This is a genomic window from Zobellia russellii, from assembly GCF_018728565.1.
In the GTDB taxonomy this organism is placed as follows: Bacteria; Bacteroidota; Bacteroidia; order Flavobacteriales; family Flavobacteriaceae; genus Zobellia; species Zobellia russellii.
Genome location: NZ_JACSOI010000001.1, coordinates 381863 through 393926, shown reverse-complemented (window position 1 = coordinate 393926; position 12064 = coordinate 381863). Strand labels below are relative to the sequence as shown.

Here is a 12064-nt window from a genome sequence, read left to right as displayed (position 1 = left end):
ATACCAAAATGAAACAAGCTGGAACACTATTTTTACTCTTTTCCCTAGCACTTTTATCCTGCAAAGACTCTAAGAACCAAAATTACCTTCCTAGTTCCGTAGGAGCCATAAACTCTATGGTGGTGGTTATTGATAACGAACTATGGAAAGGTAGTGTGGGCGATAGTATAAGAAGCCATTTTGCCGCTCCCGTTGTTGGAATGCCCATGGATGAGCCTTTATTTACCATAGACCAAATTGCACCCAAGTTCTTTACGGGTTCCATTAGGAATACGCGGTCTATTCTTTATGTGGCCGAAGATTCTTTGAACCTGGCACATATTAAAAAGGATATGTATGCTACACCGCAGCGTGTGGGTGTCATTAAAGGAACTACCAAGCAGGAGGTTCTTGAAAACATAGATGCAAAGGCAGATGAAATTATTACGGCTTTTAAGGACATGGAGATCGAGGCTGCCCAAAACCGTTTTGAGCGGTCATTGAACAAAGAAACCGTATTACAGGATAAGTTTGGTATTACACTAAAAATACCGTCTATCTATAAAGTAGGGAAACAAGAGGATAACTTTGTGTGGATTGACCGTGAAATACAGAAGGGTACGGCCAATATTATCGTTTATGAGATGCCTGAGAGCAGCTTTAGTACCGATTCTACTCTGGTTAAGGATATAGTGGCTATGCGCGATTCTATGGGCGCCAAGTACATTCCCGGACCAGATGTTACTGGAAAAATTACCCACATGCGTACAGAACCTGCTTTTGCGCCTTATATATACCCCACAGAAATTGGCGGTTTAAAGGGAGTGGAAGTAAGAGGCCTTTGGGATATAAAAAACTACCCTATGGCCGGACCGTTCTTGACCTACATTTTGAACGATAAACAGAACAATAGAAAGTTGGTCTTAGAAGGCTTTGTATTTGCCCCTGCAACCGAAAAGCGAAACGATCTTTTTGAGTTAGAGGCAATTTTAAAAACGTTAGAGTTACAACCGGCCGGAACTGAGAAATAGAGTTCTTTGGCAAAAATCCATATTAAAAATGCCCATTTCAACCGAGATGGGCATTTTTAATTCTTAATTGTATTATTTGGTCAGGCGAATACTAAGGCCGTAGACACCCTGTTAATAAATGCGTACATACAAGTATCAATAAGGCAAAACAAAACCACGAAAAGGCCTTAAAATACTTTGTGAGCATTCTAAAAGTCAAGTCTCTAAAAGCCTCTACTTAAATTTCCTTAAAAAGTGATAATTTCCTGATACCATTAATTTTGAGATTGGGTACAAAGTTGGGGCATAGGAAGAGGCTACCCATATAAAATAAGTGAAGTGGTGATAAACAAAGGAGGCTTGTGGCCTTGTTTTAAATCATAGATAAATGGCCTGTCTAATGAATATACGACGCTTTTTGCCTTTCAAGTTGTTTTTATACCTAAATGGAAATTGATATTTCTTAGACTCATATTAGGTGTATTGGTAGTATTATTCAAGATTGTTAACGTTGGAACGGGTTAGGGTAGATAGTTAGGCACAAAAAAACCGCTGCCTTTTAAGGCAGCGGTTTGGTTTAGGATTTATGGTTTTTACATGTTTAGTATTATAAATTCCGATCTTCTGTTTAGCAGGTGGTCCGCTTCAGAGCATGGTGATGATCCGTCACAATCATTAAGCAATCTGTTTTCGCCGTAACCAATTGCGCTTTCTATACGGCTGGCATCAATACCTTGAGATATGATATAGTCTCTTGTAGATTTAGCCCTCTTATCAGATAGGTATTCGTTATATACTTTGCTACCGCGTGAATCGGTATGTGATTCAATTTTAATGACCATAGTTGGGAATTCTTTCATTACACTAACCAATTTATCAAGTTCCTTGGCCGCATCCGGTCTTATGTAAGATTTGTCAAAGTTGAAGTAAATCATTTCCGTTTTGATCTTCTTAATACCATCTTCAACAGCGATCATTTCTTCAAGTCGCTTCATGGCGATATCAACTTTTACCGTATCGTTTACTGTAGTTTCTACTAACCTTTCATTATCAACAAACTTGTCTTGAGTAGTTTTAAGAGTGTATTTTGTAGTGTCGTTCAAGTCTTCAAAAATAAAGCTCCCGTCATCTTCTGTTTCCATTTCCTTAAGCTTTATTCCATTCTCATCTAAAAGTTGTACTAAGGCCTGTGGCATTACCTCGCCTGTTACCATTTCAGTTACAAATCCGGCAATGGCATTATTGTTTTCAGGAACTTCTTCTATGATTAATCGTTTAAACGAATAAATATCATCGTCTCCTTTTCCACCTTCCCTGTTGGAAGCGAAGTATCCTTGTTGATTCTCTTCGTTTACGATATAAGAGAAATCATCTTTATTACTGTTTACTGGCTGACCAAGGTTTTTGACTTCTGCAAAACCTTCTTCGGCATCAAAAGCACTTTGATAAACATCTAGACCGCCAAGACCTGTAAACCCGTCGGAAGAAAAATATAGTTTAGTTCCGTTAAAGAATGGGAACATTTCGCGTTGCTCCGTATTAATAGTAGGACCCAAGTTTCTAGGCTCGGAGAAACTACCGTCTTCTTGGACATCTACAACAAAAATATCTGTCTTACCTAAACTTCCGGGCATATCTGAAACAAAGTAAAGCTGTTTTCCATCAGGGCTTAAAGTTGGGTGTCCTGTAGAATAATTATCGCTGTTAAAAGAAACCTCTACGGCTTCGGTCCATTCCGTACCTACTTTTGTAGACTTGTAAATTTTTAGGTGGTTTACACCGTTATTATCTCGCTTAAGTTTTTTTCCGTAGTTGTTACGTGTAAAGTACATGGTACTATTATCCGGAGAAAAGGTTACCGAAGCTTCATGATATTTGGTGTTTATTTTCTTAGAAAATTTTAGAGCGTTTTTTAGGTCATTGGACTCTTCGTTTATTTTGGCTACATATAAATCCAGATAAGGTTGATCATTCCATTTATACCGTCTGGTATTAAAAAAAGAAGAGTCTTTTGCGGAAGAGAAAACCACTTGGTTAGAATCTAAGAACATTGGAGAAAAATCTGAATATTCTGTATTTACCGCAAGATTCTTTATTTCAAAATCCTTTTTGGTATTGAGGATATTGTCCAACTCACTTTCGTTAGCTTTAAGATTTCCGGACAATTCTGTAGTAGGTTCATCCTTCATCTTTTTACTGTACAAACGCATAAGACGTTTTGATCGCGCATACTTGCCTGTACCTTTTAAGGAGTGTGCATATTTGAAAATATTTTCCGATGACATTTCTTTACCGTAGTTTTCGTACAGTACATTATACCACTGGTACGCTTTCTCCATATTGGTGTTAAAATAGTAGGCGTCCGCTGTTTTTTGAATTACTTCCCTAGACCGATTCTTGTCTCCTTTTTCTAAGGCTTGCTCATAGAGTTCTGCAGCTTCGGCATACCACATTTTGTCAAAATAGTGGTCTGCACGTTGTAGAAGTTTGGTCTTGCTTGTTGTTTCGGAAAGTGTAGAGGCCGGAGTTTCTACTTCAGAAATGTCCGTTGCTACGTCAGAGGAAAATGCAGGAACAGTAATTTCACTTTCTTGAACTGGCTCTGTTTTTTCTAGTTCTGAAAAATCGGAAGTTGCTGCTATGGTTTCAACTGGTGCAATGCTGTTTTCAATAGACGCCGCTTCTTCGTTTAAATCAACCTCGTCTCCTCCTATGGCAACACTATTCTCTATTTCTAATATCCACTTATCATTAGTATACGTATCATCTAGATTTGAAGCGCAAGCATCCACTGCTTCAAGACCAAATGGGTAATACGCCAAGTAAACATAATTAAGCTCGTTTTCTGGATTAAGAATGTATCCGGCAGAATCAAATCCCTTTTTATGAAGTTTTTTTAACGTCTTGTTCAATGTTTTACCATTGCTAAAAACGCCTGAAATAATATAATAGCCATTTTCAACACCGGTTAAACCACTGAATGTCCGGTGCGGAATTTCATTTCGATCGGCGGCTTCCTCAAAAGTTTCGGTTATTGAAAAGGTTTCTGAACCAACTGGGGAAAAGTTGATGTTTTCCGTTTCATTGGAAGTTACGATTTCTTCGGAATCAATATTTTCAAAGTCTTGGGCGTAAGAGCCATAAGACAATAGAAAAATAAAGGCAGCTATTAGTTTTTTCATGATTTGGGATGTTTGAAAAAAATCCGGAGATTTTAAAATTTGGCTAGTATTTTTAATAGAATTCTATTGTTATCAAGGCAGAACACAAAGGTGTTTTACCTTAATAGTATTCTTTTGATAACGCAAATTTCGGTTGAAGGTTTTGTGTACAACGTTTTTTGTTGTGAAATGCCCGTTTCATAAGGTGTAAGCCTTGTATAATGATGTTAGCAAGAAAAAGAAGGATGAGTGTAAGAAAATTAAAATCAAGTAGGTGTAGAATATCCTCGACCAACTAAAAATACCAATTGGTATTAGTTTAAATAACAAAAAACCCTTGATGCAAATCAAAGGTTTAGTATATATTAAAAATTACGGGTGACGCTATTCTTTTTTCTCTTCTAGGGTTTCATCTTCTTTAGAAGCATCTTTAAATTCTTTTATGCCACTACCAAGTCCACGCATTAGTTCTGGAATCTTTTTTCCTCCAAACAATAAAAGAACTACTAAAACGACAATCCCTATTTGCCATGGCCCTATCGCTAAAAATATCTGTAAAGTTGTCATATTTTCGTTTTTAAAACAGATTCAAAGATACTAAAAAAGTAACTTGATTGCGCTTAAATGTAGAAGTAAGGAGATTATTTTAACAGATTTTGGCAGGTTTTCTTAAATGTGGCATTACCAATGCGCTGGTATATGCAAGAATCATTAATTTAGAACAACCGTATAAGAATCCGATTCCATCCTTTATATTTGCTCTATGGCCAAAAAAGTCAAAAAGAGAAAAGAGATTAAACGCAAACTACTGCATAAGTACCGTTTGGTTATTCTCAATGAATCTACATTTGAAGAGAAAATCTCGTTTAAATTAAGCCGTCTAAACGTTTTCGTTACCGGCTCTTTATGTATTATAGGCTTAATTGCCCTTACTACACTATTAATTGCTTTTACGCCATTACGCGAATATATACCGGGATATTCTAGCACCAAGCTTAAAAAACAGGCAACGGATCTTACCTATAAAACCGATTCACTAGTTGCATCGTTAAATAATACCAATAAGTATTTAGAAAGTATTCGCATGGTGCTCCGGGGAGACGTAGCTTCTCAAGAAATTAATTTGGATTCGCTGCGTGAGCAATTCAAGATAGATCCATCCAGTATAGATTTGACACCTATAAAAGAAGATTCACTTCTTAGGGCCGAAGTTGCTTTAGAAGACAAATACAATCTTTTTGAACGTAGCGCAACTGCTGCGGAAATAGAGCTCTTTCCTCCGTTGAGCGGTGAAATATCAAACGATTATGACCCTGAGAAACGTCATTATGCGGTAGATGTTACTGCGCCCAAGGATACTCCTATAAAAGCCGTTGCAAACGGTACGGTTATTTTTGCGGAGTGGACAGCAGATACAGGTTATGTTATAATCCTTGAGCATAAAGACGGGTTGATAAGTGTGTATAAACACAATGGCTCGTTGAACAAAAAACAAGGAGAAGTGGTTAGGGCCGGCGAAGTAATTGCCTCGGTCGGGAATACAGGGGAACTTACGACAGGGCCTCATCTTCATTTTGAACTCTGGAGCAATGGTAATGCTGTTAACCCCTTAGACTACATTGACTTTTAAGGACAATACTTACCGTTCTTTATAACTGATATTTATTTTTATATGTCCATAAAATCACTTGGAGCCAAGATATTTGCAAAACGCATTGCCAAGCAAACGGCAAAATGGCGGGACAATCCCATTGCTGCCCAGGAGAAAGTATTTCGTCAATTAATAGAAAAGGCCAGTAATACCAAATTTGGTGTGGATCATGGGTTCGGAAAAATAGAATCGCATGAAGATTTTGTAAAGAATGTTCCTATTAGGGATTATGAAGCCCTTAAGCCTTATGTGGAAAAAGTAGTTGCCGGAAAACCGAATATTCTTTGGCCCGGTAAGCCGGTATATTTTGCGAAAACCTCGGGAACCACTTCTGGGGCAAAGTACATACCTATTACGGACACATCTATAAAGCATCAAGTAAACGCCTCTAGAAATGCGATTTTAAATTATATTGATGAAACCGGTAATGCAGATTTTGTAACCGGAAGAATGATTTTTTTACAGGGAAGCCCTGAGCTGACCGAGAAAAACGGAATTAAACTAGGTCGTCTTTCAGGTATATCTGCTCATTATGTTCCTAATTACTTGCAAAAAAACCGCCTGCCCAGTTGGGAAACTAATTGTATTGAAGATTGGGAAACCAAGGTAAATACGATAGTGGATGAGACCATGAACGAAGACATGACCGTTATAGCCGGCATACCTTCTTGGGTACAAATGTATTTTGAAAAACTGGAAAGCAAGTCGGGAAAAAAGGTAGGTGACTTGTTCAAAAATTTTCAGTTGTTTATCTATGGGGGAGTCAATTATGAACCTTACAGAGCAAAATTTGAAGGTTTAATAGGTAGGAAAGTTGATAGTATTGAACTGTTTCCCGCTAGTGAAGGCTTCTTTGCCTATCAAGTTTCTCAGAAGGACAAGGGAATGCTTTTGTTGTTGAACTCGGGAATATTCTATGAATTTGTAAAGGCCGATGAGTTTTTTGAAGAGAACCCTGAACGTGTTACAATCAAAGACGTTGAAATAGGGGTAAACTATGTCATGATCATTTCCACAGACGCCGGACTTTGGGCATACAATTTAGGAGATACCGTTCAGTTTATTTCGCTGAAGCCTTATAAAGTAATCGTTTCGGGACGCATCAAACATTTTATCTCTGCCTTTGGGGAACATGTAATTGCCAAAGAAGTGGAAGAAGCTATGCAGTTGGCTGTTCGTGAGACCGGCGCTAGCATAAATGAGTTTACCGTGGCGCCACAGATTACACCAAAGGATAATGAACTGCCTTATCATGAATGGCTGATCGAGTTCGAAAAGGAACCTGCGGATATGAAAAAATTTATAGAAATTCTGGATACTTCTTTACAAAAGCAGAATAGTTATTATTTTGATTTGATTGTTGGTAAGGTGCTTCAGACCTTGAAAATCACGAGTATAAAAGAAGGGGGGTTTAATGCCTATATGAAATCTATTGGCAAACTTGGTGGCCAAAACAAGGTACAGCGCTTAGCGAACGACCGTAAAGTTGCAGATGGGTTGTCCTCTTTTAAAAAGTATTGAGTACTTATCGGTTCGTTTGATTTATTTTATTGATTCTATCATAAAACCGGGAGGCACGAATCTGGGATAATTTAAATAAGGTAACTAAATTGCTATTCTTCCCGCACCGAAAAAATTATCGTAATTTTGATTGAAATTTGTTTATGGGAAATAATATGACCACAACACGGGCTCAAGAGTCTACAAATGCTATTGAGCGCTTATATATTACAATGAGGCACCTTTTTAACCGCGGGTTTTATAAGCCTACCGGTGTATCAGGTGAAGCTTTAAAAAATGCATTACTTCAGCTAAGACCTGAAATTTATGGCTCTATTGCAGAGGAAAAGGCAGAACTGAGCGGGCTCATATATGTTTTGGAACGTTTGCCAAAAGGTATAGAACAGTGCCGTTTCATTAATTTAACCTCGGATGAGGGGTATGGAAAATCACATTTTGACCCCATCGTTCCTCCAAAACGTCGTAGAAACTGTTATCGGATAGACGATGAGCAAATGAATATTGAAATTACGCGCGGACGTTCCGATATCTATGATATTCTTACACATTTAACGTTCTTGTTTATTGAGTCCGAAAAAATCTGTAAAAGGGTTTTAATCGAGGACTCCAATAGAACTATTCGAGACTGGGTAAAACTGGAAGAAGCGGTCCAAAAAGAAGAGCTAACCCTTGCCGAAAGGGAGGTTGCCGTTATTCATACCGCCAATATTTTAGGACGTTCCTTTATTGAGATAATGGCCGTACATCAGCAATTTTCTACTGATGACCAACCGGACCGATTTTTAGAAATCGTTTATTGGTTAGGTAAACTCGCTATTGAAGAAGAGATTACAGGAGACAAAAGAGCCATTACCTTTAGTGCTTTGTTGCGGGAGCGTTTGGGGCACCATATACATGGAGAGCGTTGGGCAGATACCATAAAAGAAGTGTTGAAGAAAAACGGACTTTTGAACCGCCCAATCCATATCATTAGCGCCAACATGCATAGTGTTATGAATTCTCTTTTTGCCAAGAATGCATTAACCAAAGAATTTTCCGGCAAGGAATCATTAAAGATATACGAGGCGTTAAGCTCTTCATTAAATGAGGAATTGCGTTCAAAAGTAACAAAGGTTGCGGCTAAAAATGGAATGATTTCCATTGATGATCTTTCGGGAACAAACATTGACGTACAATTATTTGATACGGCTAAAATGAGTTCTGACGCTTGTTGTTATGATTTGCCAAAAGATATGCCCGATGAAGAAAAGCCGGTCATTTTTGTGATGGATTATGCATTTGGCGAACAGGCCTATGAAACTATAGATGAATTGTTGAAACCTTATAAAGGTACCGGTGAAGAACTTGTGTTTTTAGATGTTGCGTCAATTTCTATAATGGGAAAAGCAGGTATTTTAGAAGGTGGCAAAGGTGATCTAATGATTCCGTCCGCACATATTTTTGAAGGCACTGCAGATAACTATCCGTTTAAGAACGAGTTATGTGCAGAGGACTTTAAAGGACATGGGCTGAAAGTATTTGAGGGGACTATGGTCACTGTACTGGGAACATCGTTACAAAACAAGGATATACTAAAATTTTTCCACCAATCTACCTGGAATGTTGTTGGTCTTGAGATGGAAGGTGTCCATTACCAGAAAGCAGTACAGTCGGCTTCCAAGATACGAAAGAGTGTACGAGAGGATATAAAGGTCAGATACGCGTATTATGCTTCTGATAACCCTTTGGAAACTGGTAGTACTTTGGCATCCGGAGGTTTGGGTACAACCGGAGTCAAACCTACGTATCTTATTACTGAAAAAATATTGGAACAAATTTTTAATTCATAAATTAATGTCAGACAAACCAAATAGCGCTTCTACCTCAGATGAGATTGACTTGGGGCAGTTGTTTAAAATGATTGCCAATGGGTTTAACCGAATAGGCATCGCTTTTTTACGCGTGTTCTTATATCTAAAGAAAAATGCACTTATATTGATAGGTCTCATTGCGCTAGGTATAATCATTAGCTTTGTTTTAAGTTCTTTCATTAATAAAAAGTTGAAAACAGAGGCTATTGTAAGACCCAATTTTGACAGTACAGATTATGTATACGATGTGGTTGATGAAATTCAGTCCAACATATCTAGTCAAGACACGGCCTTCTTTCAAAAAATAGGTCTTTTAGTAGAAGATTTAAAAGGATTTAGAATTCAGATTGAACCTATAGAAGATCCAGAAGAGACTAAGGAAGAGGCTGAACAGGAGTTAAGGTATTTAGAGCTGCTTCAAGATTTTAAAGAAGAGAGTTTTGTTGTTGATATTGTACGGTCTGAGCTAACCAAGAAAAGCATTATAGCACATCGTATAACATTTACGTATATCGATCCTGAAAAAGGGAATCAAATAGCTCAAAAATTGTTGGATTATATTAACGATAATTCATACTACGACAAAGTAAAAAGTACTTCTAGGGAAAACGCTCAACTACGAATAAATAAGAATACCGCGCTTATTGCCCAAATAGATAATCTTATAGACAATTACACAAAAACATTGTTAAGAGACGATTCTCAAAAGGCGCAAGGTAACGTTTACATGGAGAATGAAAGTGCACTTAATATTTCTAGTTTACTTACCCTTAAGAACCGTTTTTTAAAGGAAATAGAAGAAAAGAAATCAGAACTTACAGAGCAAACCGAGATATTGAGTGTAATTAATATGGGTAAGACTCAGGTATATAAAAAACCTCTTTTTAACAATACGTTTTTCTTGATTCCTACAGTGCTGTTAGTACTATTTTTTATTATTTCTTTCATTCTATTCTTAAATAGAAAGGCCAAAGAATTACAATTGTAGAAAATTTCAATGTCCAGTAGAACTATTCTTATAACAGGTGGTGCAGGTTTTATAGGAAGCAATTTCATTCCGTTTTTTCTGGATGAGCATCAAGAAATTTTTGTGGTGAATCTAGATAAGCTCACCTATGCTGGAAATTTAAATCATCTAGTTGAAGTTGAAAATAATAAACGGTATAAATTCATAAAGGGTGATATTTGTGATGCCAGTTTGGTAAGGTCTATTTTCAGTGAAAACCGAATTACGGATGTAATACATTTTGCGGCGGAATCTCACGTAGACAATTCTATAGCGGGCCCTGAAGCATTTATACAGACTAATGTTAACGGAACTTTTACGTTACTAGAAGCGGCGCGTAAAAGTTGGTTAGATGAGGATAATGGAGTAAAGACTGGCTTTGAAACATCTCGTTTTCACCATATTTCTACCGATGAGGTATATGGTAGTTTAGGAGAATCTGGTTTTTTTGATGAAAATACGCCATACGCTCCCAATAGTCCGTATAGCGCCTCAAAAGCTTCATCTGATTTTTTGGTGAGAAGTTATTATCATACGTATGGACTTAACGTGGTAACGAGTAACTGCTCCAATAATTACGGGCCTAAGCAACATGATGAAAAATTGATTCCTACCATTATTCGAAAGGCATTGGCCGGAGAGGAAATCCCTATTTATGGAGATGGAAAGAATGTTAGGGACTGGCTGTATGTACAGGACCATTGTTCAGGAATAAATGACGTTTTTACCAATGGACGTGCAGGAGAAACCTATGTTGTTGGGGGTAATAATGAGCGTAATAATATTTCCATTGCCCAAAAAATATGTGGTATTTTAGATGACATTCTCCCCAAAAAGAACGGAAGTTTCATAAATCAAATAGCTTTTGTAAAAGATCGTTTGGGTCATGACTTCAGGTATGCCATTGATGCCACCAAAATCAAGACGGAACTTGGTTGGAAACCCCAATCGGATTTTGATTCTGGATTACGAGATACGGTTATGTGGTATATCAACAAATATCAAAAAGTTTAGCGTATGAAGGGTATAATTTTAGCAGGAGGGTCAGGAACGCGCTTACACCCACTTACATTGGCGGTTAGTAAGCAGCTTATGCCTATTTATGACAAGCCTATGATATATTACCCGTTGGCAACGCTTTTATCGGCAGGCATTCAAGAAATATTGATTATAACTACTCCGCAGGACATTGCTCTGTTTAAAAAATTATTGGGAGACGGAAGTCAATTGGGCTGTAGCTTTCAATATGCGGTACAGGAAAATCCAAACGGACTAGCCGAAGCCTTTATTATTGGAGAAGATTTTATTGGAAAGGAAAAGGTAGCCCTTATTTTAGGAGATAATATTTTTTATGGCTCCGGTCTTGCAAAATTGCTTCAAGCGAACAATGACCCTGATGGGGGAATCATTTATGGCTATCATGTTCAGGACCCTAAGCGCTATGGAGTGGTGGAGTTTGATAAGGGTGGAAAAGCAATTTCTATCGAAGAAAAACCAGAAAACCCTAAATCTAACTATGCCGTCCCTGGAATTTATTTTTACGATAACCAAGTTGTAGAAATTGCCAAAAGTATTGAGCCCAGTCCAAGGGGAGAGCTGGAAATAACAGATATCAACAAGGTATATCTAAAGAATAAAAAATTAACCGTAAGTATTCTAGATCGTGGCACGGCGTGGTTGGATACAGGTACATTTAGCTCTCTAATGCAAGCCTCACAGTTTGTTGAGGTTATTGAAGAGCGCCAGGGGTTAAAGATAGGTTCAATTGAAGAAGTGGCCTATACCATGGGGTACATTTCACGGGAACAACTACATAAGTTGGCCCAACCTTTAGTAAAAAGTGGTTACGGGAACTATCTTTTAGAGCTATAATAGACGGAAAACTG

At 37.7% G+C, this 12064-nt stretch carries 10 protein-coding genes; 7 read left to right on the top strand and 3 right to left on the bottom strand.

Going from position 1 to position 12064, the window contains the following annotated elements; all coding sequences use genetic code 11:
• The first annotated feature begins 8 nt into the window (after nt 1-8).
• Nucleotides 9-1010, top strand: a complete 1002-nt coding sequence (locus H9565_RS01750; RefSeq protein WP_215436730.1) for a DUF4837 family protein — start codon at nt 9-11, stop codon at nt 1008-1010.
• A 91-nt stretch (nt 1011-1101) separates the two neighbouring features.
• Here the strand turns inward: H9565_RS01750 and H9565_RS20285 are convergent, their stop codons facing one another.
• The 3 genes from H9565_RS20285 to tatA all read right to left on the bottom strand — a co-directional run bounded on the left by H9565_RS20285 (nt 1102) and on the right by tatA (nt 4717).
• Nucleotides 1102-1197 carry a hypothetical protein gene (locus tag H9565_RS20285; RefSeq protein ID WP_317195427.1) on the bottom strand — a complete coding sequence of 32 codons (96 nt, stop codon included), beginning with the start codon at nt 1195-1197 and terminating at the stop codon, nt 1102-1104.
• A gap of 385 nt (nt 1198-1582) precedes the next feature.
• On the bottom strand, nt 1583-4171 hold the full coding sequence (locus H9565_RS01745) for an OmpA family protein (protein WP_215436728.1): 2589 nt from the start codon (nt 4169-4171) through the stop codon (nt 1583-1585).
• A 363-nt stretch (nt 4172-4534) separates the two neighbouring features.
• Nucleotides 4535-4717 carry a twin-arginine translocase TatA/TatE family subunit gene (gene tatA / locus H9565_RS01740; protein WP_038236782.1) on the bottom strand — a complete coding sequence of 61 codons (183 nt, stop codon included), beginning with the start codon at nt 4715-4717 and terminating at the stop codon, nt 4535-4537.
• 196 nt (nt 4718-4913) lie between these two features.
• On the opposite strand from tatA, the gene H9565_RS01735 reads away from it, so the two are divergent.
• The 6 genes from H9565_RS01735 to rfbA all read left to right on the top strand — a co-directional run bounded on the left by H9565_RS01735 (nt 4914) and on the right by rfbA (nt 12050).
• Entirely contained in the window at nt 4914-5780 is an 867-nt protein-coding gene (locus H9565_RS01735; RefSeq protein WP_215436725.1) for a M23 family metallopeptidase, read from the top strand.
• Nucleotides 5781-5822: 42 nt separating this feature from the next.
• Nucleotides 5823-7322, top strand: coding sequence for a GH3 auxin-responsive promoter family protein (locus H9565_RS01730; protein WP_215436723.1), 1500 nt, complete (start codon nt 5823-5825; stop codon nt 7320-7322).
• Nucleotides 7323-7465: 143 nt separating this feature from the next.
• Nucleotides 7466-9151: a DUF6909 family protein gene (locus H9565_RS01725; protein ID WP_246560204.1), complete on the top strand. Its 1686-nt coding sequence runs from the start codon at nt 7466-7468 to the stop codon at nt 9149-9151.
• A gap of 4 nt (nt 9152-9155) precedes the next feature.
• Complete coding sequence (locus tag H9565_RS01720; RefSeq protein WP_215436720.1) at nt 9156-10160, top strand: hypothetical protein; 1005 nt, start codon at nt 9156-9158, stop codon at nt 10158-10160.
• A gap of 9 nt (nt 10161-10169) precedes the next feature.
• Nucleotides 10170-11192 (top strand): dTDP-glucose 4,6-dehydratase, encoded by a 1023-nt coding sequence (rfbB, locus tag H9565_RS01715; RefSeq protein WP_215436717.1) that lies wholly within the window; start codon nt 10170-10172, stop codon nt 11190-11192.
• A gap of 3 nt (nt 11193-11195) precedes the next feature.
• Nucleotides 11196-12050 (top strand): glucose-1-phosphate thymidylyltransferase RfbA, encoded by an 855-nt coding sequence (gene rfbA, locus H9565_RS01710; RefSeq protein WP_215436714.1) that lies wholly within the window; start codon nt 11196-11198, stop codon nt 12048-12050.
• The last annotated feature ends 14 nt before the right edge of the window (nt 12051-12064 follow it).

What these genes read in the sequence shown, in the direction of transcription:
- H9565_RS01745 (WP_215436728.1), bottom strand. Translation starts at nt 4,171, where the DNA reads ATGAAAAAACTAATAGCTGCCTTTATTTTTCTATTGTCTTATGGCTCT.
- H9565_RS01750 (WP_215436730.1), top strand. Translation starts at nt 9, where the DNA reads ATGAAACAAGCTGGAACACTATTTTTACTCTTTTCCCTAGCACTTTTA.
- rfbA (WP_215436714.1), top strand. Translation starts at nt 11,196, where the DNA reads ATGAAGGGTATAATTTTAGCAGGAGGGTCAGGAACGCGCTTACACCCA.
- H9565_RS20285 (WP_317195427.1), bottom strand. Translation starts at nt 1,197, where the DNA reads ATGCTCACAAAGTATTTTAAGGCCTTTTCGTGGTTTTGTTTTGCCTTA.
- H9565_RS01730 (WP_215436723.1), top strand. Translation starts at nt 5,823, where the DNA reads ATGTCCATAAAATCACTTGGAGCCAAGATATTTGCAAAACGCATTGCC.
- tatA (WP_038236782.1), bottom strand. Translation starts at nt 4,717, where the DNA reads ATGACAACTTTACAGATATTTTTAGCGATAGGGCCATGGCAAATAGGG.
- rfbB (WP_215436717.1), top strand. Translation starts at nt 10,170, where the DNA reads ATGTCCAGTAGAACTATTCTTATAACAGGTGGTGCAGGTTTTATAGGA.
- H9565_RS01720 (WP_215436720.1), top strand. Translation starts at nt 9,156, where the DNA reads ATGTCAGACAAACCAAATAGCGCTTCTACCTCAGATGAGATTGACTTG.
- H9565_RS01725 (WP_246560204.1), top strand. Translation starts at nt 7,466, where the DNA reads ATGGGAAATAATATGACCACAACACGGGCTCAAGAGTCTACAAATGCT.
- H9565_RS01735 (WP_215436725.1), top strand. Translation starts at nt 4,914, where the DNA reads ATGGCCAAAAAAGTCAAAAAGAGAAAAGAGATTAAACGCAAACTACTG.